Below are 21,640 nucleotides of genomic sequence, written 5' to 3'. Positions count from 1 at the left end.
CAAGCCGCTAGCCGGTGAGTGATCAGGATCGTCGTGGCGGTGCCTTGGCGGTCGCGGATGGCTTGGAACAGGGCGTCCTCGGCTCGTGGGTCGAGCGCGGACGATGGCTCGTCCATGATGACCAGAGAGAGCAGGGCCTGGCATGTTCGGTGGGTGGCTGGTTGAGCTGGGTTACGTTGTGGTCAACGGTCCCGGGTGTGCGGAGGCGGCAGCCGGAACAGGCCCCTCAGTCTGCGCAGGGCCTCGCCGTCGCCGGACGCCGAGGCGGCGCCGCTGTCGATGGCGTCGGTGAGGGTATGGCCTTGGCCGGTCATGCGGAGGAACGCGTTCTTGCTGATCGTGATGGTGGCGTCCGGGTTTTGGGCGGGTCCGTGCACAGCCTCGATCGTGCCGTTGTCGATGCGGGCGTGGAAGGGTTCGTCATCGATGCGGAACTCGTACACCGCGTGGAGTCCGGCGGCGGCCTCGGCGTCGAAGCAGGCCCGTAGGCCGAGGACCGCCCAGCCGGGGTGGAACGTCTCGGTCGCACGCCGTTCGCCCATCGCCCACTTCAAGCCCCACCGGGCCAACGCCAGGACGGCTGGGCCGAGTTCCTCGCCGGCCTCGGTGAGCGCGTATGCCGGGGTGCGGGCCGGCGGTGGGAGCGTGATCTTGTGCGCGAGTCCCTCGCGTTCCAGGTGTTTCAGCCGGGCGGCGAGCAGGCCGGTGCCGAGGCCGCGCAGGCTGGTCTGTAGGTCGCCGAAGCGCTTGGGCCCGGTCAGCAGTTCGCGGATCAGCAGCAGCGTCCAGCGTTCACCAATGATGTCGAGGGTGCGCGCGGTCGCGCAGTACTGGTTGTACGTTCGCTGTTCCACTTCATTACTCTAGGCTTCGTGCTTCCCGTTCTTGAACGGGCGAGCTTCCAGGAGCAGTCGGGCGAGCGACTTTGGGTGGGTCAGCAACACGTCGTGCGGGCCGTCCAGCGCGAGTGTCTGGTATCCCACGGCCTCGCCGAACCGGTCGAACGGGTACGTCTGCGGCCGGCAGTAGACGGCTGTCCCGGCGATCCGGTCCCCCGGGGTGAGAGTGCGCATCCCGGCGGCGTGCAGCAGCGGGACGACCCGGTCCCACGTCCATGGGCCGTGCCAGGCGCCGTGGACGAGGACGAACGTGGTCATCGGGGATCCTCCTTGCGAAGCAGGGGGTAGCACCAGTTCGGCTCCCCGGTCGTCGTGGCGATGACTCTAACCCTTGACTTCTTGGTTTTAAAGTGACAAGTTCAAATTCAGGTAGCAACGAGGGGAGTTGGGGATGACCAAGGCGCTGTACACGGCGCAGGCGCACGTCGCCGGGGGCAGGAACGGCCGCGGGCGCACATCGGACGGACGGCTGGACCTGAACTTGCGGCAGCCCAAGGAGTTGGGCGGAGACGGTGCGGGCGCCAACCCCGAGCAGCTCTTCGCGATCGGCTACGCCGCCTGCTTCGGCACGACGCTCGCCCTGGTCGGGCAGCGTGGCGGGCGCAAGGCCGACGACGCGAAGATCGACTCGTCGGTCTCCCTGCTCCCGAGCGACGGCGGCCGCTTCAAGCTCGAGGTCGAACTGCAGATCTCACTGCCGTCGGTCACCGACGAGCAGGCGGTCGAGCTGGTCGCGGCGGCACATCAGGTCTGCCCATACTCCAATGCCACCCGCGGCAACATCGACGTGGCATTGGTGGTCAACGGCACGCAGCTGTGACACACGGGCCCCGCTCCTCTCCCGGCGGGGGAGCGGGCCCTACCGCTCCTCGCGCCGGGCCGACTCGACCGGCGCAAAGGCGATCATGGCGCCCGCGTGACTGTCAGCGCCTCCCGGATCGTCATGGTTCTGGCTGCTCGCGGGCTTCTTGCCCGGTTCGGTTCGGCCGGTTGCCCAGTCCGCATGACCGGGCAAGCATGATTGCCTCGTCGCGGGTGGAGACGCCGAGCTTGTCGAGCATGTCCGAGACGCGGTTGCGGATGGTCTTCGGTGCGAGGAACAGGCGCGCGGCGACCTGCGAGGTGGGTAGGCCCTGAGCGAGCAGTCCGAGGATCTCCAGGTCGCGTGAGTCCAACATGGATAGCGAGGTGGGTGGGGGTGCGGCTGTGGCGGCCGCGACGACTGCGGCTTGCGCGCCGCGGCCGAGCACCAGGGTGCCGCGTGCGGCGGAGTGGATCGCGGCGAGTACGTCCTCCGGATCGGAGTCTTTGAGCAGGTAGCCGTCCAGACCCGAGCCGAGGCTGCGAATGACCGACCGGTCATCGGCGTGCATGGTGAACACGACCACGCGTAGCCGCGGCCAGCGTCGCTTGAGCGCGGCGCCGAGGCTGATGCCGTCGCTGTCGGGGAGGTGGAGATCGAGCACGGCGATGTCGGGCTCGGTGGACACGCCGAGTGCCTCGGCGGCCGAACGGGCCGCCGCGACGAGTTCCAGGTCGCTGTCGGATTGAACCAGCGCCGACAGCCCGGCGAGCACGATCGGGTGATCGTCGGCCACCATCACTTTGATCACGTGGTCAGCTTCCTTGTCGGCAGTTCCAGGTGCAGCCGGGTTCCTGCCCGGTGGTCGGCGGCAACCCGCACGGTGCCGCCGAGGTCGTGCGCGCGCCGCCGCAGCGACGACAGGCCGACGCCCCAGACGATCGGGCCGCCGATCCCGTCGTCGTGAACGTCGACGGTGACCCGGCCGTCGGCTACGGTGTGGACCTTCACGGACACCTGCCCGGCGCGGGCATGGCGTAAGGCATTGGTGACGCCTTCGGCGACCGACCGGTATACGGCTACCGCGATCTCCGGAGCGAGGTTGTCATTCACCCGGATATCCAGCGCAACCGTTGGGCCATGGCCGGCGAACGAGCCGATGAGGCGTCGCAGCGCGGTGGTGAGGTCGCCGTCGTCCAGCACCGACGGGGTGAGTCCCGAGACGATGCGGCGCAGGTCGCTGCGGCAGTCGGCCAGGTCGCTCGCGAACGCCTCCAGTAACGGCGTCGGCTGTTGGCGCAGTTCGGCACGCACCCGCATGCTCATCCCGACGAGGACCGGGCCGAGGCCGTCGTGCAGGTCGCCGAGAATGCGGGCCCGCTCGGCCTCGCGTTGGCGGGCCACGTCGCGGCGGGCGTGATCGGCTTCGACCGCGAGGCTGACCGCCTTGGCCACGAGCGACACCGTGGGCAGCAGTTGGGCGACGATGCGCTGCTGCCGCGGCTCGGGCCCCTCCCGGTGGGCCGGTTCGAGGAACGCGGTGCCGACCCGGTCCCCGCCAACGACGAGCGGGTAGAGCACCCAGTGCCGCGGCACGTCTGGCGCGTCCGGGCCCAGGACGAGGCCGATCTGCCGATGTCCGCTCGCCGCGGCCACCATCGCCGCGGCCTTGCCCAACAGGTCCCGGGCGTCGGTGAGGGTGTGCAGATCGGACGTGATCTGGGCGACGTCGGCCGCGGTCAACGTGCCGCGACCGTAGCGCCGCTGGAGGAACAGCCGTCGCAGCCACAGCCCGGCCGGAATGACCAGCCCCGCCGTGACGACGGCGGTAAACGCACCGGACACGTCGGGCCCGGGAATGCCCGCGCGCGTTCCGGCGATCCGAACCAGGGTCCCGACACCCGCCGCGCACCCCACCGTCGCGGCCGCGATCACGACATCCACCAGCGGTTCATCGATGGGGCGTAACTCTCGGATCGTCACCAGCCGGTAGACCACGCCGGCCACGGCCCACAGGCCCAGGGTCGTCACCACCGCCTCCCCCCGCGGACCGGCGCTGACAGACGCCACCAGGATCGTCCCGACCAGCGCGGCCGAGCACACGACCAGCCAGAACAGGCGACGCCGGGCCATGCGGTCGGCGGCCCGGTCCACGCCCCAGGCGATCACCGCGAGCGTCGCGACGACAGGCGTGACTCCCAGCCGGTCCCACCAATGTTCGAGGCGTGACCACCCGACCCGCTCATCGGGGGCCAGCAGTGCCGCAACCGCAACCACGGCCGGCACAGCCGCCAACGCGGCGAAGGATCTGCCGAGCCGAGAACGCGGGTCACGGTCCAACAGCAGCGCCGCGACGATCCCGAACGCCGGCCACCCCAGGCCACGCACGGCGCCGGTCGGGAGCGCACTCTCGCTGAATCCGAGGAGACCCGGCGTCATACCCGCCGCCGTAGCCAGCGCGGCGGCAACGACGCCGCGCGATAGGCCGCGGGCGACCGCGGACGTGTCTGCGACGGAGCCGGTCACAGGTCCATACTGCTACCTCAACCCGGCCCGGGCAGATCCGCGGGACGGGTCGGGACATGCGCGGGACGCCGCGGGACACCGAACGCCTAGCGGCGGGGACAGCGACGACAGCATCGTGGACGAACCACCCCGGGACCCGCCGGGGTCGTTGCAACGGAGGCACCCGCCATGTCCGAAGCTACGATCAACAGTCGCACCACTCGTGGCGTGTCCGCGCCATTGCTGGTCGGTGCGGCGTTCCTCCTGTCCACCGTCGCGAACATCTGCTTCCAGCTCGCCGATATTCTCTTCACCGACAACGATCCACACCGTCCGCAAGGTCCCGTCGAGAGCATCATCAGCATCGCCGTCGTCGGGGTCATCGGCCTGATCGTCGCCCTCGCTGTGGCGGTGCCGCTGGTGAAGAACCCGGGCCGGGCCAAGGTCGGTGCGATCGTGCTCGGTGCGTTGGCGCTCGTAACGGTGCCGTTCTTCTGGTCCGGTGCGCCTGCCGCGTTCGGCGCGTCGGCGGCATGGCTCGCCGGTCTGACCAAAGGCGGTCAGCCCCAGACCGGCGTGGCGCGCGGGTTCGGCATCATCGGGTTCGTCGTCGCGGTCCTCGTGGTGGTCGCAACGTTCGTCGGATCCACCACCGCTGCCTTCAGCTGAACCGCCCGGAGCACCCCGTAGGGCCAGTATCACCACTGGCCCTACGAATCTGGGAGGGTACGCCGCGGACGGCAGCCCCGCTCCGCACCCTGTCGCTTGCGGTTGCCGAGTCGGGCAACGCCGTCGCCTCAGATCATGCCGGCGCGCAGGGCGTACGCCACGGCATGCGATCGGTTGCGCAACTTCAGCCGGTGGGTGATTCCGTAGATCACGTTCTTCACGGTGCGCTCGGAGTAGCACAGTTCGTCCGCGATCTCGTGGGTACCGAGGCCGTCCGCCAGCAGGCGCAGCACGTCGATCTCGCGCGTGGTCAGCCCCGAGGCGTCACGACCGTTCGGGTTCAGCACGGTGCGCTGGAGCCGCTCGATCTGCTTGAGCAGTTCGCCAATGAGATTGGGCGGCATGACCCCGCCGCCGGCGGCGGCCGTGAGCACGCTGCGCACGAGCTGCTCGGCGGTCACGGTCGGGCGGGGCAGGACGGCGACGACCTGGCACCCGATCGTGGTGAGTAACTTACTCTCGTCGATCTCGCTGGTGACCAGCACGACCGGCGCGCCGATGTCGACCGCCGAGCGGCGCAGCATCGTGACCACGTCGGCGGAGAGGCGTTCGACGGAGATGACGAGCACCTGGGCCTGGGCGCGGTCAGCGGGGCGCAACAGCGCGATCTCGGGACGCGACTGAAGGTAGTTGGCAAGACCTGCCTGGCTGAGCGAGTCCGTCGCCCACAGGGCCACGCGAACCTGTTCCACGGCGCATCCTCCAGTTCTATGGGCGGTGACCACCCCGGTCCCGAGCCTGTCGCGATATGGCCGATGCCGGGGAGCGGGCCGCCGCCCGTCAGCCAACGAGCAGCGGGCTCAGTCTCCGAAAGAAGGCTTCACAAAACCTCCACGGCGTCTTCATTCCGGGCCGCGGCGCCGTGAAGACGTCGGGCCTCGGGGGAGTGGGAAAGGCTCAGCGCCTTCGCGCGATTGGCGGCGGCGCGTTGCTGCTCACCCACCCGCTCGTACAGGTCCGCGGCGGCGAGCAGCGACTCGGCCTCGAACAGACCCCCGACCTGCGCGGATACCTCGGCGACCGCGTCGAGCCGCGTCAGCGTGGCGGCAAGGTCACCGGCCTGGCTCTCCGCCTTGGCCGCACACAGCAGTGCCCGTGCGATGCCTCGGGAGTTCTGTTGCGCTCGAAAGCGCGCCACCACCTCGTCCGCGAGCCGCACCGCCTCCCGGGTGACGCCCAATGCGGTCAGGGTGCGGGCGCGCCAGAGGAGGCAGTACGTCAGCGCGCTGGCCATCGTCCCATCGGGTCCGTCGTGCCGAAGCTGCGACCGCCAGTACTCTCCCGCCTGGCGCAGCTGCTCCGCCGCCTCGGTGTACTGCCCCATGGAATGCAGGGCGGCACCGAGGTAGTGCCGCGCGGTGGCGGTACCCATCCGGTCCCCGACCTTGGTCATCAGCTCCAGCGCGGCGCGGCACTCGTCGACCCCACCGGTGGCACCACCTACGTGGTGCAGGCTGCCGATGTACAGCAGTGACCAGGCCTGCTCCCGCAGATCGCCGAGGTCTCGGGCGAGGCTCAGCGCAGCCTCGTGCTCGGCCATGGCCTCCGCCGGTCGGCCCTGGCAGTCCTTGAGCGCCCACCCGAGGTAGTTGCGCTGTGTGGCCTCCTCGGCACGCAGCCCGCCGGCGCGAGCCGCGGCGGTGCTCAGTGCGAACACCTGCGGCCAGATGTCGGGCTGGAAGTGGATGTCCGAGTACCAGTGCATGGCCTCGCCGACATCGACGACCATCCGGTGCCAGCCGCGGGCGGCGGCGCGCTTCAGCGCGTCAAGCCAGTGCGGGGCCGCCATCGCGAGCCAGTGCGCCGCCTCGGTCCTGGTACGCAGCGGCCGGCCACCGCGCCAGCGGCGCAGCCGGGCCGTCACGGCGTCGTCCACCTCGAAGAACGCACCCGCCCGGATCGCGGTGGCGAGGATGAACTTGATCAGCCGGTCGGTCGCCCGCTCGCGTTCGGCGGGCGGATCGAGTTGTTCGAGTTTGCGGGCGGCGAAGAGTTTCAGCAGGTCGTGCAGGCGGTACCGGTCCGCACCGGCCGGCTCGACCAGGCTGGCCTCCAACAGCTCGTCGAGGATGTTCTCCGCCGTCGCGGCGTCCACGTCGATCAGCGGTCCGGCCAGGGCGGCGTCGAAGTCCGGTCCGGCCAGCAACGACAGCCTCCGGAACAACGCGGCGGCCAACGGCTGCAACCGTTCGTGTGAGATCTCGAACGGGCCCTGGACGGTCAGGTCGCCGGCGGCCAACTCGTCCAGCCGGCGATGCTGGTCACCGAGCCGATCGACCAGCCGCCGCAGTGACCAGTGTGGACGGCTGGCCAGCCGGTTCGCCGCGATGTGCAGGGCCAGTGGCAGGCGTCCGCAGATCATGGCGAGTTCCCGGGTGGCCGCCGGCTCCGCCGCGCAACGGACCGGTCCGACGATCCGCTCCAGCATGCCGGCGGCGTCGCTCTCGGCCAGCACGTCCAGGAACAGCCGTTCGGTGGCGGGCAGCCCGGCCAGGCGACGCCGGCTGGTTACCAGGGTCACGCACCCATCACCGGGCAGGAGCGGGCGAACCTGCGCCTCGTCCACCGCATTGTCCAAAATCAGCAGTACCCGCCGCCCGTGCAGCGCAGAACGGTAGCGGGCGATCCGCTCATCCAGTCCGTGCGGCACCGTGACACCGCAGTCCAGTGCGGTGAGCAGTCGGGCCAGGGCCTCCGCGGGCGGTACGGGACTGGCGTCGGCGCCGCGCAGCGCGACGAACAGCTGTCCGTCGGGGAATCGATCGGCAAGGTGATGGCCGGCGGCCACGGCCAGGGTGGTCTTGCCCACACCCGGCTGCCCGCTGATCACAATGACCGCCGAGCCGGTGGTGCCGCCCGGCCGGGGCGGGCTGGCTTCCGGTGGATCACCGGACTCCGTCGGGTCCACGAACTGCCGGATCGCGGCGAGGTTTCCCTCCCTGCCCACAAGCACCCCGGAGACGGGGGGCAGCGTGCACAGGCTGCCCGCGACCGCGCGCCGCGGGCTCTCCTCTGTGGCCAGTCCGGCGGTGTGCAGGAAGTCCCGCCGCTGCCCGTCGGCCAGTCCCAGAGCGGTGGCCAGCAGCTCCACCGAGCTGCGGCGGGGCCGGGCGACCCGGCCGTGCTCCAGGTCACTGATCGCTCGCACGCTCATCCCGGAACGCCCGGCCAACGCTTCCTGCGACAGCCCGGCCGCGATCCGGGTGGCCGCCAGCAGCCCGGCGAATGCCGGCGAGTGATTCGCCCGTGAGGTCCGCATACATCTAATGATGCAAGTACGTGTGGAGCGGGCTTCGGGTGACCGGCACCGAAACTGCCGGGAAGTGCCGGCCGTTCTTCGTGGGCGCCGCGCCCTCGCGCCCGTTAACTGTGGGGGTGTCCGAGGTGAGAATCCAGCTCCTCGGCCCCGTCCGCGCCTGGCGGGAGGGAGTCGAGCTGGCAATGGGATCCGGCCGCCGCACCGCCGTCTTCAGCGTCCTGGCTCTGGCGGCGAACCGCGCCGTCTCCCGGGAACAACTCATCGCCGCTGTCTGGGGTGGCGAGCCGCCCGACAGCGCGACGGGCAATGTCTACACGTACGTCTCCGCGCTGCGAAAGACGCTCGAACCCGGCCGCCGACAATGGGCCACCGGGCAATTCCTGACCTCCGGTGGAGGCAGCTACCGCCTGCGACTGCCCCGCGAGGCCATTGATGCGCACCGGTTCGAGGAACTGCGCGAGGAAAGCCGGCGCCACCGCGCCGACAATGATCGCCCGGCGGAGCTGTCCACGCTCGTCCAGGCACTGCGGCTGTGGCGGGGCGAGGCACTGCACGGGGTGCCGGGCCCGTACGCGGAGGCCCAGCGCCGGCGCCTCACCGAGCTGCACGTCACCACCGCCCAGCGGCATGCCGGATTGCTCATCGAGCTGGGGCGCCACGACGAAGCCATCGCTGAGCTTCGCCGGCTGGTGGAGCTGTACCCGTTGCACGAGAACCTCAACTCCTTGCTGATGAGCGCGTTGCACGGCACCGGCCGCCGGGTCGAGGCGCTCACCGCGTACGGCCGGCTCAGCTCCCTCACGCGTCAGCGGACCGGCGGGAAGCCCGGATCCGCCATCCGCGCGCTACACAGCCGCATCGCCTCGGACGGCAGGCCCGCGCCGGTGCGGTCCGGCCCCCGTCCCACCGCGCCGGTCTTCGTCGGGCGCGGTGCCGAACTGCGCCTGCTCCGCAAGGCCGTCGCGCAGGTACGGGCCGGGCGCGGCGGGGGCATCTGGCTTCAGGGCACGCCGGGCATGGGCAAGTCCGCGTTGCTCAGCGCCGCCCTGGCCGGCGACGCATCGGCCGGCTGCCGGATCGGCTGGGGCGCCGGCGACGAGCTGGCCCGGCACATCCCACTCGGGGCGCTGCGCGAGTGTCTGGAGTCCGCGTTCGCGGACCAGGACCAGGACCAGGACCAAAGCCTGGCCGAGGAGTTCCGCACCGCGGCCGGTTCGGCGCGGACCGGCGCGAACATCGACGCCGAGCAACGGGCCGTCGCCGCCATCGGCCGGGCCGCCGCCGCGGGACCGCTGATCCTCGTCCTCGATGACCTGGAGCGGGTCGACGACGCCACGCTGCGGGTCTGGGCGGCGCTGCACCGACTCACCGGCGACGTGCCGCTGTTGCTCATCGGAGCCGGCCAGCCGGTCACCGCCGATTCCCGGCTGGCGGCGCTGCGCGCGGGACACCCCCACGAGATCCGGCTGCGCGAGTTGGGCCCGGCCGAGGCGGTGACGCTGATCCGGACGGTGGCCCTCGAGCCCCCGGAGCCGCAGGTACTGCGCGAACTGCTCGCCGACGCCGGGGGCAGCCCGTACTATCTCCGCCAGCTCGCCGCGTCGTCCTCGCGCGGCTCGACAGCGCCGGGTGGGCTGCCGGCGGAGACCACGGCCGCGGTGGCGGCGCGTCTCGAACCGTTCACCGAGGAGACCCGCCAGGTCCTGCGTGCCGTCGCGTTCCTCGACGCCAGCCACACCACCGCCGGCGCACCCGCCGGCTGCACGATCGACGAGGTCGCGGCGGTCACCGGCCGGCCGGCCGAGGAACTGCTGCGGGCGCTGGCACCGGCCCGGCGGGCGGGCGTCCTGCCGGAGACCGGCCCGCGGCTGGCCCTTCGGCACCGGATCGTCGGACGGGTCCTCCACCAGGTGACGCCGGCCTCCCTGCGGGTCATGCTGCATCGTTCGTTCGCCGAGAAGATCGCCGCGGCCGGCGGCCCGCCGGAGCGTGTGGTGACCCAGCTGCTGGCCGGCCCGGTGCCCCTGGACGGATGGCCGAGCCGCTGGCTCGACGAGCACGTCGAGGACCTGGGCGCACGGGCGCCGGGCCTGGCCGTCGCAGTGCTGCGACGAGCCCGGGCGCAGTACACCATCGAGCACGACACGCGCGTCGCCCTGACCGCCTGGCTCGCCCGGCTGCTGTTCCGCAGCAACCGCAACGCGGTGGCGGAGGCCGACTGGGTCGCCGTCCGGACCGAGGACGCCGCGTTGGCCGCCGAGATGCGCTGGATCGTCGCCGCCGCCCACGGCCGCCGCGAGCAGTTCCGGCCGAAGCCGCCGGCTGGCGGCTAAGGCCAGGAGCGGAGAACGGAGGACACATGGCAACCTCTGGCCTACCACGGCTGCGGGTGTCGGTGCTGGGCCCGGTGCGCGCCTGGCTGGGCGAGCGCGAGATCAACCTGGGACCGGCCCGGCAACGCGCCGTGTTCGCGGCGCTGGCCGTGGCCGCCAACCGTCCGGTGAGCAGCACCGACCTGATCGACGAGGTGTGGGGGGCCACGCCGCCGGCCACCGCCGTGGGCAGCGTCTACACGTACATCTCCGGGCTGCGGCGCGGCCTCGACGCGGATCGCAGCGGGGATACGGACGGGATCCTCACCTCCGGCCCGTCCGGCTACCGGCTGCGCCTGACCGACGGCGAACTGGACAGCGACCGCTTCCGGCAGCTCTGCGCCCGCGCCACGGATCTGCGGGGTGCCGGCGACCTGACCGGCGCGGCGGCCACCCTGGACGAGGCGCTGCGCCTGTGGCGCGGTGACGCGTACGCGGGACTGCCCGGCCACCACTTCGAGCTGCGGCGCACCCAGCTGGGGCAGCGTCGCCTCGCCGCCGTCGAGCAGCGCGCTCGGATCATGATGGAGCTCGGCGACGACGGCCTCGTGGCCGAGCTCGCCAGCCTGATCGGTGACCATCCGCTGCACGAGCCCCTGCACGAGTTGCTGATGGTGGCCCTGCACCGCGCCGGACGCCAGACGGAAGCGGTGGAGGCGTTCCGGGCCGCGCGGCGGGTCCTCGCCACCGAGCTCGGCGTCGAACCCGGTCCGGGCCTGCGGGAGCTGCACCGCCGGCTGCTCGGCGGCCCGGCCGAGCCCGCGCCCACGGTGCCGCTGACCGCACCGATCGTGCCGGCACCCGTGGCCGAGGCGATCCGGGACGGGCTGGCGACCCGCCCGCTGGTCGGCCGCTCCGCCGAGCTGGCCCGGCTGCGCGGACTCCTGCGTGCCGTCGCCGGCGGGACGGGCGCCGCGGTCTGGATCGAGGGCGAACCCGGCATCGGAAAGACCGAGTTGCTCACCGCGGCGTTCGCCGCCGCCACGACGCTGGGCTGCCAGCTCGCCTGGGGCGTCGCCGACCGGTTGAACGCGCGGGTGCTGCCGCAGGTCGTGCGCCGCCTCGGCGCCGGGCCGTCGCCCGGTAACCGCGTCGACGTCGCGGCGGAGCCGCCCGGTCACGCGGCCGAGAGGGAGGTCGCGGCCGACCGGCTGCTCGCATACGTCCGAAGCGTCTGCGCCGTCACCCCGCTCGTGCTCGTGGTTGACAACCTGCAGTGGGCCGATGACGCGAGTGTGCTGCTCTGGGAGCGTCTGGTCATCGCGACCAGGCGGCTGCCGCTTCTGCTCGTCGCCACGGCCCGGCCCGAGCACAACGGCCGGGAGCTGGCCCGGCTCCGGCGCGGACTGCACGCCCGGCAGGGGCACGTCCTGACGCTGCGGGGCCTCAGCCCGGCGGCGATCGAGGAACTCGTCACCGGGCTGGTCGGGCCGCCCATTGGGCCGAACCTGGCCCGGGTCGTGCCGCTGGCCGGCGGCAACCCGCTCTACGCCCGGGAGCTGACCACGGAACTGCTGCGCCGTGGCGCCGTGCGGGTGTCCGGCGGGCGGGCCGACATCGATGCGTCCGTCTCCGTCGGGGCGCCGAAGACCCTGCTCGCGACCATCCGGTCCACACTGGACTTTCTGACAGACGGCGCCCAGGAGGTGCTGCGTCTCGCGGCCCTGCTCGGCACCGAGTTCGCGGCCGACGACGTCGCCGCCGTCACCGGGCGCTCGCCGTTCGACCTGATGGCGAACCTCGAGGAGGCGCTGAGCGCGAACGTCGTCGTCGACGCGGGCACGAACCTGGCCTTCCGCCATCCGTTCCTGCGCCAGGCCCTGTATGAGAGCATCCCCGCGGCGGTCCGGGCCGCCCTGCACCGGCACACCGCCGAGGTGCTGGACCATGGCGGCAGCCCGGTGACAAGGGTCGCCGAGCAGCTCGCCGCGGCGCGACCGGTGATCGATGCCTGGGTGGTCGACTGGCTGGTCACCCATCACGCCGAGGTCGTCGAGCGGGCTCCGAGCAGCGCCGGTGAGCTGCTGCGGCACGTGCTCGCCACCGATCTGCCGTCCCGGTCGCAGCGCGCGGCCCTGCTGGTTGCCCTGGTCAAGCTCGACTACCGGCACGAGCGCTACCCGATGGAAGAGGCCCGGGAGGCGCTGGAACTCGCCGCCGAGCCCGCGGTCCGGGCCAAGATGCGCCACCTGCTCGCCACCATGCGATACCGGCGTGGCGACCCGGCCGGCGCGATCGAGCTGCTGACGGACGCGGTCGACGACCCGGCGGTGCCGCAGCGGTGGCGTACCCGGCACTGGGTGCTGCTGGCCAAGTTCCGGCGCGGCGACCTCGACGACCTGGACCGGGCCGACCACGCGGCGCAGAAGGTGTACGACGAGGCGGTCGCGGCGGGCCAACCGCGCGAGGCCGCGTTCGCCCTGCAGACCCGCTGGTTGACCAACTCCATCCGGCGTGACCATGAGCGGGCACTCGACTACGTCGACCGCGCGCTCGACGCCGTGCGGGATCACCCGTCGTTCATCGACATGCGCTTCGACCTGCTCGACAACCGCATGTTCACGCTGCAGAACCTCGACCGGCTGGACGAGGCGGAACGTACCCGGCGCACGGGAGCCCTGCTCGCCATCCGGCACCGGCTGCCGGCCAACCTGCGGGTCGCCTCCGCCGTGCAGCGCTACTGGCTGGGCCGGTGGGACGACGCGATGATCGAGGTCAACTCGGTCACCGGCGACGTGCCCGACCCCACCCACCTCGGCATCCGCGAACCATTCGCCGTGACGATACTGCTGCACGGCGTGGTCGCGCTGATCGCTGGTCACCGCGACGACCCGGATCTCGCCGCCGCGTACCTGGACCGGGCCGACACGCTGCCGGCGACCGACGCGGAACGCGAGGGTTGCGACTTCCTGCTCATCGCCCGCGCCCTCGCCAGCGAGCGGCACGGACGCGGTGGCGACGCGGTCGAGCAGCTCGCCCCACTGCTCACCCCCGAGTACGCGCCGCTGACGCCGCGCCACCAGTGGCTTCCCCAGGTGCTGCGGCTCGCGCGGGAGGCGGGCCGCGACGACATCGCCCGGCGTGCCTTGCGGATCGCCCTGGACGAGGCGGCGAAGGAGGCGCGACCGGCGCGAGCCTGGGCCGCGGCGGCCCGCTGCCGGGCGCTGGCCGCCACCGACCCCGGGCCGGCGCTCGATGCGGCGGCGCACTACCGCCGGGTCGGCCGGGTGCCCGAGTTGGCCGCCGCGCTTGAGGACGCGGCCGTGCTGCTGGCGGCGGGCCGCCGTCCCCACGACGCCGCCCGGTACGGCGGCGAGGCGGCCGCGATCTACACGGTCCTGGGTGCACGCTGGGACCTGCGCCGCACCAGGCGCCGGCTCGCCGAGTTCGGGGTCGATTCGGCCGACGCGCCGTTGCCCACCGTTGGTGCCGGCCATTCCGGCGTGCTCAGCGGAGCACGCTGAGTCCACGATCAACCCTGACCTCAGTAGAGGTTGATCTCGACCGGGCCCATCTGGCGTTCCGCCATTCTCGCCGCGCTGGCACCCGCGGCCCGTACCGCCTCCGCGATCGCGGTCTGCAGCCGTTGGACGTCCCGCTCCTGGAAAACCCGCGGATCGACCTGGACGGCCGTGAGCTTGCCGAGGCCGCTGGCGAGGACGCTCACGGTCCCGTCGCCGGAGCGGCCGGTCACGAGGCAGCGTTCCAACTCCGCCTGGGCGCCGCGCATCCGCTCTTCGAATGCCTGGGCGTTGCGCAGGAACTCCTGAACGTCGGGCGGTACCGGAGCCGCTGGTTGCATATCGTCCTCCTGGGGTGGGGTGGGTGTCAGCCGACCGCGGCGAGTCCACCGAGGTGCCGGGTGGGGCCGCCGGCGGGCGGAGCGGGACGGGGTCCACGGTCAAGCAGTCCCGCTTGGCCGGCGGCGGTACGGCCGGCGAAGCCGTGCAGGTCCGCGAGGGCCAGGGTCGGCGAGGCCGCGGCGCGCGCCAGGGCCTCGGAGAGCTGGTGCGCGGCCCGGACGGTGCGTTCCGGCAGCGTTCCCATCGGGCCGACGAGCGCCGAACGGACCTCGGGGGGAACCTCGTGGCCACGCCGCAGCAGGCGCCGCACGGCGATCTCGACCAGTTCCTCGACGCTGTACTCGGGGACCGTCCACCGCTGGCCGAAGACCTCGGTGACGGCCGGTACCGCCCGGCGTAGCTGCGCCAGCTCGTGCTCCTCGCCGATCAGCACCAGGACGGGATCGCCCAGGCCGGCCCTGGCCTGCGCGATCAGCGACTCGATGACCTCGGGTCCGCGGCCGGTGTCGTCGCCGGCGTAGCCGATGACAAGCGCGCCACCGGCCGCGTCCTCCAGCGCGCCGCGGACCAGGCTGGGTGCCTGACCCGGCCATTGCGGCGCCAGATCCTGGTCGGTGTCGGCCCGGACGACCTGCCCGACCCGCACCAGGTCCAACTCGGACAGCCCGGCGACGTACAACCGGGCGAACTCGCTGCGTCCGCTGCCGGGCGGGCCCGCGAGCAGGACGTTGCCGTGTTTGCCGTACGCCCGCTGCCGATTGCGCAGCTCGCACACCTGCAACAGGGTCGCGCCAACCGCCTCGCGTACCGGTTCGGCCCCCACCAACTGGCCGACGCGTCGCCAGCTGCGGCTCGCGCCGATCGCTGCGGCCGGGTCGGTGGCCGCGTCGGGCTGCGCGGTCCGCTCGACCGGCAGCTCCTCAAGCAGGGCGAGCTCCGGCGCGAGGTCCGCCGCGGTCAGCCGATTGAGCTCGGCGTCCTTGCTGGGCGGCGCCATCGCCAGGCGCGACGCCTGATTATTGATCATCGCCTCGAACAGCTTGCGGGCGACGCGGCCGTTACCGAACGTCGCGTTCTTCGGGATCCGCTCGTAGTACGTCGTCAGCGCGTCCAGCGCATCGTCGGTCAGCTCGTAGTAGTGCTTGCGGCACAGGTTCGAGGTGATGGTGACCAGTTCGGTCACCGAGTAGTTCGGGAACTCGATGGTGCGGGTGAAGCGGGACGCCAGGCCCGGGTTCGACTCGAGGAACTTCTCCATCAGCTCCGAATACCCGGCGACGATGACGACCAGTTCGTCGCGCTGGTCCTCCATGATCTTCATGAGGGCGTCGATGGCCTCCCGGCCGAAGTCCGGGCCGGAGCCGCCCGATCCCGCCGACAGGGTGTACGCCTCGTCGATGAACAGCACGCCGCCGATCGCCTTCTGCACCAGCTCGGTCGTCTTGATCGCCGTCGAGCCGACGTACTGGCCGACGAGGTCCGCCCGGGCCGCCTCGATCATGTGTCCTTTGCTGAGGATGCCCAGCTCGGCGAGGACGGCGCCGTAGAGCCGCGCCACCGTCGTCTTACCGGTACCCGGCGGCCCGGCGAAGACCAGGTGCCGGCTCATCGGTGGCATCGGCAGACCCATCTGCTGGCGCACCTGCGCCATCTTGATCAAATTGACGAGGGTCGTCACCTCGTGCTTCACGCCGCGCAGACCGATCAGGCTGTTCAGCTCGCGCAGCGGACCGCTGAGGTCAGCCGCCGCCCCGACCGTGGCCGGTTCGCCCGGATCGGCCCGCTGGTCCCCGGCGTACGACGGCACGGCCGGCGGGGCGGGCTGGCGACGCCCGGTGGTCAACGCCTCGACCGTGACCTGCGCGCCGGCTCCTCGACGCAGATCCTCGCCGCCGCTGTCCCGCACCACGCACCGCGACAGCGAGACCGGCTCGGTCGTCGCGACATTGACGCCGGCGGCACCGCTCTCCAGCACCTCGCAATCGGTGAGCTCGGCGCGGCTGCCCGGGTCGAGTCGCACGCCGTTGCCGCGCGTGGCCCGGATCCGGGTCTGCGCGGCGGTGAGCACGCCACCGGCGGTGACCGTGAGGCCGTCGCCGGACGCTTCGACGATCTCGCCGTCACGGATCTTCAGGTCACCGGAGCTGCCGACCCGTAGCCCGGCCCCGCGCAGCGCGACCGAGCGCAGTTCCAGGGCCGCGCCGGTGTCCACGGTGAGCACCGGGGTCGCCGTGCCGCTGAGCTGGGCGTCGCGGACCCGGCCGCGGGCGCCCCCGGTCAGCGCCAGCGCGACGGCACCGCCGGCGTCCACGACCAGGTCGGACGCATCGAGCGTCGCACCCTCCCTGACCAGTAGACCGGCGCCGCGCTCGATCGTGGCACGCAGCCGTCGCACGATCGCGGTGGCGGACCCGCCGAACACCGCGGCGCTGTCCCGCGTGCCGCGCACGGTCGCGCCGACCAACCGCGGCACCGACTCGCCGTCGATAGCGATTCCCACCGGCGAATCGGCGAACGTGCAGTCGGTGAACGTCGGCCGGGCCTTGGCCGTGACCTGCGCGGCGACGTGCCCGACCGAGGTGAACGCGCAGCCCCTGAACTCGGGCCGGGCGCCGTCGGCGACGTGCACCGCCTGCACGGCCGCGCCGGAGAACTCGGAGTCGGTGACCACGACATCGACCTCGCCGCGAACGAAGACATCCACGTTCGCGCTGTCCCGCACGGTTACCCGGCTGATGCGTGCCCAGGCGCGCTGCTCCAGCACCAATGCCGGCTTGCCCGCGCCGCTGACCGCACAGTCCTCCATGGTCAGCCGGGCGTCGCCACTGACGCAGACGCCGTTGGCCGCGGTGTCGCGTACGGTGCATCGGCGCAGGACCAGCGAACTCCCGTCGCCCACCACGATGCCGGACGTGCCGGCCTGCCGGATGACCGTCTCCTCGACCGTGCTCGAGCCGTCCGAGACGACCACCAGGCCCGCGCCGGCCGGACTGGTCACCTCGCAGCCGCGCAGGGCCATCGAGCCCTTCAGCCGGGCCAGGACGCTGACCCACGACCCGCTGCTGATCCGGCAGTCATCGAAGGCCACCTCACCGGCGTACACGTCGACCGCGGCGAGCTTGGGATCCGCGCTGGACAGCGTGATGCCACGCAACTGGGCACCCTCGCCGTGCACGACGAGGACGCTGCCCTCCTCGACGCGCACCTCGACGGCTCCGCCGCCCGCCGCGCAGATCGTGACGCGGTTGCTGATGGACAGCTTCTCGGCGTACCGGCCGGGCCGGACGGCGATGGTGGCGCCGGCCTGAGCCTGGGCCAGGGCGGCGCCGATGGTCGAGAAGGCGCCGGGCTGGCTGCCGCCCACCACGAGAACCTGACTCATCGCCGGGTCACCCCACTCGCTCCGGGCCGGGCCGTTCCAGGCCGGGCAGGATGGCGAAGCGGGTGCCCGAGGCCGGTCCGATCCGGCGTCGGCCCTCGGCCCGGTCCCACCGCTCCACGCTGCGCCGCAGCGACGTCACCGCCAACTCGTCCAGCGATACCCGGTCCGGATCGACCCGGCCGTCGTCGTCGATCTCGTTGGCGCCGATCTCCCGCAGGAGAATCGCCCCGCGTCGCGCACCGGACGCACGGCGGGTCTGGAGAATCTTGAAGCTGGTACCGGGCAGGAAGACCACCCGGTCGACGACTGCCTCGTCGCCCGCCGGCTCCAGCAACGCCGTGCGCCGGGCGGTCATCGACCAGATCAGGACGTCGGTGTCACCCTCCTGACTGGAACACGGGCCGCTCAACGCGTTGACGAAACTCCAGTCGGTCAGCAACCGGCGATTCGTGTAAAGCTCCCAGTCCGGCTCGTCGGGCGACAACCGGTAGATCGTCGTGCCCCGGAACGACGGCAGCCGGGACAGACCGGAGACCACGCACCGGGCGAACGGCACGTGCGGACCGTTCCGGCCCGACCGAAGCCCCGCGTCGATGCCCTCGCCACGGCGGGATAGATAGAGCCGGACGGCGACCGAATCGGCGAGTACGTCCTCGGCGGCCACCGAATGACCCTGCATGCCCGGGTGCTCGGACATGATCCGCGACACCGAGCTGGCCATGGCGTCGAACTCGCGACTCAGGGTCCGGCGCAGCCAACGCCGCTCCTCCTCGGGCGGCCGGCTCGGCAGCAGGGCGCTCGCCCCGGACGCGGGCACGGGCTGATGCCGCACCCGTCCCGCACCCCGGGCACCGTCAACCACCGGCGCGGCCACCTCTTCGGCTGCCGGCGCGGCCGCGCCGTTGGCCACGGGCGGCACGGGCAACGGCTCGGCTACCGGGATCTGGACCGGTTCCGGGAGCACCACCTGGACCTGCGCCGGCTCCGGGAGTGGGGGAGCGTCCGCGGCTTCGCTCAGCGCCCGTACCTCGGGCTGAACCTCCCCGACCGGGTCCCCGACGGTGATCTGGCCGACCAGCATCGACGCCACCATCGGTGCGGCCGGCGGTGGCGGCGGCAGCGAAGCGTCCACGGAGGACCGAGCCGACTCCTCCGGCGGGGCGTCCGCCGGATGCGTCTCCACCGCCACCGGCGCCACCTCCACCCATGCCTGCGCCGGCCCCGGACGGGCGGTTCCGGGACGGAAGACGGAGGCCGGGAACAGCGCCCCTCCGACACCGGCGGTCTGGTCGAGCCGCGCGTTCAGGTCCTGGGCCAGTTCCCGCATCCGGTCGGCCCGCGTGTCGACCGTGTCGTCGAAGACGAGCGTGTTGCCCTCGGGATAGAGCGCGGCGGCCCGGACCCGTTCGGCGTTCGCCGGTTCCTCGGTCGGGCGAACCCAGAGTCCCGCGTGGACCACCTCGACGACCGCGTCCGGCGCGTACCAGTACACCCGTGGGGCGATTTCCTCCGCCCAGGCCAGCGGGGCCCGATGACTCAGCACGGTTGGGCGGCGCGCCTTCGAGTTCGGGTGTGCCCGCGGCGCGTAGCTCAGTTCCAGCGCGAACGGAGCCCAGCCCAACGTGCCGTCCTGCCGGGCGGTGCGGATCTCGTACTTGTGCGGGCTGCCCAGCGGCACACCGGTATAGCAGACGATGGTGGTGCCGAGCAGGTCGGCCAGGGCCTGACCGAATGCCTCGCCCGCCGGCATCCGCACGTCGCCGTACCGCACGAAGCGGGTACGGGCCCGGCTCTCCTCGTCCAGGTCCCGCCAGAACCGGACCACGTCGTCCAGCGACAGCGGCGCGGTCCCCGGGCAGCCGAGCAGGACGGTCATCCGCTCCGGCTGGCAGGGCACGTCCGCGACGAGCCGCCTGCGGTGCGCGCCGACCGTCTCCGGATCACGGACGTCGTGAATCCAGACGCCACCGGGTAGCGGCTCGATCTCCCCGGTCGAACTGGACGTCTGCCGTTCGGTGGCGGCCGTGTCCCACACCGGTGCGGGATAACGCTTGGCGTCCCAGGTCGGCGGCCTGCCGGGCCGGAACCGTACCCAGCCGCTGCCCGCCGTCGAATGCACGAACAGGGCCCCCGCGGAGCCGCGGACGAGTTCCCCGTCGGGCGCGATGACGGTCCGCCTGAGCCGTTCCGACAACCACTGCCCGGCCATCGCCGTCGCGTTGCGCTGCTGCCCGCAGGCGACCAGCCGGATCCCGCGACGGTGGCGGGGCAGCACCGCCGCCATCGCCTCCCAGGAACCGATCGGCGGGCCCGAACCGAGGTCGAGCACGACCACGTCGTTCTCGGTGTCCTCGATCATCGACAGCGCAAGCGACTGCGCCTCGGCACTGATCCCGTCCTCGACGTGCAGCACGAGCGCGTTGCCCACCGTGTGCCGGACGACCCCGCCCGATCCGCCGCTGCCGCCGCCGCGCAGCATGCTCCTGATGCCGGATGCCATGAGCTCCCTACCCTCCTATGTGGTCGGTGACGGCCGCTCTGCTCAGCGCGGGCCCCTGCGGTAGCGCCGACAGCAGGCTCCGCGGGAACGGCGTGAGACCGACCTTGTCGAGCTTGAGGGCGGCGACCGCCGGCGCGTCCGCCAGCCGGAACGAGATGCCCTGGTCGGAGACGAAGGAGACCTCGGGGGCACCGCGCGACTCCGGCGGCAGCGCCACGACGGCCATCCCGGAACCCGGTTTCGCGAGCACCGATGCCCGGCCCTCGCCGTCCACGCCGGCCCGCGACCTCGGCACGAACGCCACGTCGCTGGCGAGCGCGGTGGCCGAGACCGGCCGTTGGCGCAGGCACAGCACGGCGTCACCGCCGTCGAGGTGGCGTAGGCCGGTCAGGTCCGGCAGCCGGGAGAGCAGCGACCGGTCGGCGGACTTCGGGGCCGCGACCACGGACGCCGCCGTCACCTCGACCGGTGCGCCCCGGGCCTTGGCACCGGCGAGCAGAAATTCCGTCCGATCCAGCGGCGCGAGCCCGTCCGCGCGCAGCACGAACAGTTGCTCGTCGCCGCCGTCCAGGCGCTGACGGAAGAGCGTACCGACCGGGTACCGCGCACCGTCCAGGCTCGGGCCGGGGCGACCCGCACCCGCGATCCGCGCGGGCGCGAGGGCCGTGCCGTCCGGCAGCCAGTCGAGCCACATCCGTGGCGCTCGTACCGGTCGGACAGTGGCCGCGCCCAGCGCCACCAGAACCGCGTCGTCGGCGATCCGGTACTTCCTGCCGTTGGCCAGCAGGTACGACGTTCCCGTACCATCCGCCACCACGCTGAACCGGTCGGCCGGCAGCGGTACGGCGGTGGCCCCGGGGTCGAGGTTGACGCCGAGCGCGGGACGTGGACCGTCGACGGCGGCATCGGGCGTGCCGGTCACCGAATCGGGCAGGCAGACCAGCCACGGCCCGCGCACCAGCGAGTCGGTCGGCACCAGCTGGGGCGCGCCGGGAATGCCGAGGGCGGGGCCGCGGGGCACGTCCTTCAACGAGTTGCGGGAGATCAGCTTGACCTTGGCCGCCGCGCCCTGGATCAGCAGGGCCGAGGTCAGATCGGGGACCGGGTGCAGGACCCCGTCCAGGTAGACGTACCTGGTCCCGGTCTCCTTCTCCACCAGGATGACCCCGGCCTGGGTGAACGCCTTGCTGCCGCCGGGAACGAGCCAACCGTACGCCGCGAAGCCGCCCGCGAGCAGCACGACCAGGACGATCCCGATGATCAGGCCGGTCTGCGCCCGCTGGCCCGGGATCTCCGCCCGAGTGGAATCGCCCGCCACCAGGGCGGAGCTGAGCCGGCCCATCATGAATTGATGAGCCTGGACATGGTCGCGTTGAGTCTGCACCGCGG

At 72.4% G+C, this 21,640-nt stretch carries 14 protein-coding genes; 4 read left to right on the top strand and 10 right to left on the bottom strand.

What is annotated here, in order from left to right; translation table 11 throughout:
* Positions 1–182 precede the first annotated feature (182 nt).
* Both KJS59_RS16275 and KJS59_RS16270 read right to left on the bottom strand, forming a co-directional pair.
* A complete protein-coding gene (locus KJS59_RS16275) occupies positions 183–854 on the bottom strand; it encodes a winged helix-turn-helix transcriptional regulator (RefSeq protein ID WP_213453742.1) in 672 nt (223 codons plus the stop codon).
* Positions 855–863: 9 nt separating this feature from the next.
* A complete protein-coding gene (locus tag KJS59_RS16270; RefSeq protein WP_213453741.1) occupies positions 864–1,157 on the bottom strand; it encodes a hypothetical protein in 294 nt (97 codons plus the stop codon).
* Between the two features lie 133 nt (positions 1,158–1,290).
* Between KJS59_RS16270 and KJS59_RS16265 the strand changes: the two genes are divergently transcribed.
* Entirely contained in the window at positions 1,291–1,719 is a 429-nt protein-coding gene (locus KJS59_RS16265) for an organic hydroperoxide resistance protein (RefSeq protein ID WP_283775788.1), read from the top strand.
* A gap of 121 nt (positions 1,720–1,840) precedes the next feature.
* Here the strand turns inward: KJS59_RS16265 and KJS59_RS16260 are convergent, their stop codons facing one another.
* Together KJS59_RS16260 and KJS59_RS16255 are read right to left on the bottom strand one after the other, a co-directional pair.
* Positions 1,841–2,512 (bottom strand): response regulator, encoded by a 672-nt coding sequence (locus KJS59_RS16260; RefSeq protein ID WP_213453739.1) that lies wholly within the window; start codon positions 2,510–2,512, stop codon positions 1,841–1,843.
* On the bottom strand, positions 2,509–4,140 hold the full coding sequence (locus KJS59_RS16255) for a sensor histidine kinase (RefSeq protein ID WP_213453738.1): 1,632 nt from the start codon (positions 4,138–4,140) through the stop codon (positions 2,509–2,511). Before KJS59_RS16255 ends, KJS59_RS16260 begins: the two co-directional genes overlap by 4 nt.
* A gap of 255 nt (positions 4,141–4,395) precedes the next feature.
* Here KJS59_RS16255 and KJS59_RS16250 point away from each other — a divergent pair, with 255 nt between their 5' ends.
* Positions 4,396–4,875, top strand: coding sequence for a hypothetical protein (locus KJS59_RS16250; RefSeq protein ID WP_213453737.1), 480 nt, complete (start codon positions 4,396–4,398; stop codon positions 4,873–4,875).
* A 128-nt stretch (positions 4,876–5,003) separates the two neighbouring features.
* On the opposite strand, the gene KJS59_RS16245 is transcribed toward KJS59_RS16250, so the two are convergent.
* Positions 5,004–5,627, bottom strand: coding sequence for a helix-turn-helix transcriptional regulator (locus tag KJS59_RS16245; protein ID WP_213453736.1), 624 nt, complete (start codon positions 5,625–5,627; stop codon positions 5,004–5,006).
* A 128-nt stretch (positions 5,628–5,755) separates the two neighbouring features.
* A complete protein-coding gene (locus KJS59_RS16240) occupies positions 5,756–8,194 on the bottom strand; it encodes an ATP-binding protein (RefSeq protein WP_213453735.1) in 2,439 nt (812 codons plus the stop codon).
* A 125-nt stretch (positions 8,195–8,319) separates the two neighbouring features.
* On the opposite strand from KJS59_RS16240, the gene KJS59_RS16235 reads away from it, so the two are divergent.
* Complete coding sequence (locus tag KJS59_RS16235; RefSeq protein ID WP_213453734.1) at positions 8,320–10,527, top strand: BTAD domain-containing putative transcriptional regulator; 2,208 nt, start codon at positions 8,320–8,322, stop codon at positions 10,525–10,527.
* Positions 10,528–10,553: 26 nt separating this feature from the next.
* The gene (locus tag KJS59_RS16230) at positions 10,554–14,030 is read left to right on the top strand and encodes a BTAD domain-containing putative transcriptional regulator (protein ID WP_213453733.1); all 3,477 of its coding nucleotides are present in this window, start codon (positions 10,554–10,556) and stop codon (positions 14,028–14,030) included.
* A gap of 20 nt (positions 14,031–14,050) precedes the next feature.
* Here the strand turns inward: KJS59_RS16230 and KJS59_RS16225 are convergent, their stop codons facing one another.
* Genes KJS59_RS16225 through eccB form a run of 4 tightly spaced genes read right to left on the bottom strand, consistent with a single transcriptional unit; the run spans position 14,051 to position 21,635 of the window.
* Positions 14,051–14,368 carry a YbaB/EbfC family nucleoid-associated protein gene (locus tag KJS59_RS16225; protein ID WP_213453732.1) on the bottom strand — a complete coding sequence of 106 codons (318 nt, stop codon included), beginning with the start codon at positions 14,366–14,368 and terminating at the stop codon, positions 14,051–14,053.
* A gap of 26 nt (positions 14,369–14,394) precedes the next feature.
* On the bottom strand, positions 14,395–17,751 hold the full coding sequence (locus KJS59_RS16220) for a right-handed parallel beta-helix repeat-containing protein (protein ID WP_213453731.1): 3,357 nt from the start codon (positions 17,749–17,751) through the stop codon (positions 14,395–14,397).
* 7 nt (positions 17,752–17,758) lie between these two features.
* Positions 17,759–20,251 (bottom strand): hypothetical protein, encoded by a 2,493-nt coding sequence (locus tag KJS59_RS16215; protein ID WP_213453730.1) that lies wholly within the window; start codon positions 20,249–20,251, stop codon positions 17,759–17,761.
* A 7-nt stretch (positions 20,252–20,258) separates the two neighbouring features.
* Entirely contained in the window at positions 20,259–21,635 is a 1,377-nt protein-coding gene (eccB, locus tag KJS59_RS16210) for a type VII secretion protein EccB (protein ID WP_213453729.1), read from the bottom strand.
* Between the last annotated feature and the right edge of the window lie 5 nt (positions 21,636–21,640).

Origin of the sequence: Rhizomonospora bruguierae (assembly GCF_018397995.1) — a bacterium.
GTDB classification, from domain to species: Bacteria; Actinomycetota; Actinomycetes; order Mycobacteriales; family Micromonosporaceae; genus Rhizomonospora; species Rhizomonospora bruguierae.
Note: the sequence above shows the minus strand (reverse complement) of the source record. Positions and strands in the feature narration are given on the sequence as shown.

Excerpts from the sequence above, each read along its gene's own strand:
- KJS59_RS16240 (WP_213453735.1), bottom strand. The coding sequence starts at position 8,194 with ATGCGGACCTCACGGGCGAATCACTCGCCGGCATTCGCCGGGCTGCTG.
- KJS59_RS16215 (WP_213453730.1), bottom strand. The coding sequence starts at position 20,251 with ATGGCATCCGGCATCAGGAGCATGCTGCGCGGCGGCGGCAGCGGCGGA.
- KJS59_RS16265 (WP_283775788.1), top strand. The coding sequence starts at position 1,291 with ATGACCAAGGCGCTGTACACGGCGCAGGCGCACGTCGCCGGGGGCAGG.
- KJS59_RS16250 (WP_213453737.1), top strand. The coding sequence starts at position 4,396 with ATGTCCGAAGCTACGATCAACAGTCGCACCACTCGTGGCGTGTCCGCG.
- KJS59_RS16225 (WP_213453732.1), bottom strand. The coding sequence starts at position 14,368 with ATGCAACCAGCGGCTCCGGTACCGCCCGACGTTCAGGAGTTCCTGCGC.
- KJS59_RS16255 (WP_213453738.1), bottom strand. The coding sequence starts at position 4,140 with ATGACGCCGGGTCTCCTCGGATTCAGCGAGAGTGCGCTCCCGACCGGC.
- KJS59_RS16220 (WP_213453731.1), bottom strand. The coding sequence starts at position 17,751 with ATGAGTCAGGTTCTCGTGGTGGGCGGCAGCCAGCCCGGCGCCTTCTCG.
- KJS59_RS16230 (WP_213453733.1), top strand. The coding sequence starts at position 10,554 with ATGGCAACCTCTGGCCTACCACGGCTGCGGGTGTCGGTGCTGGGCCCG.
- KJS59_RS16270 (WP_213453741.1), bottom strand. The coding sequence starts at position 1,157 with ATGACCACGTTCGTCCTCGTCCACGGCGCCTGGCACGGCCCATGGACG.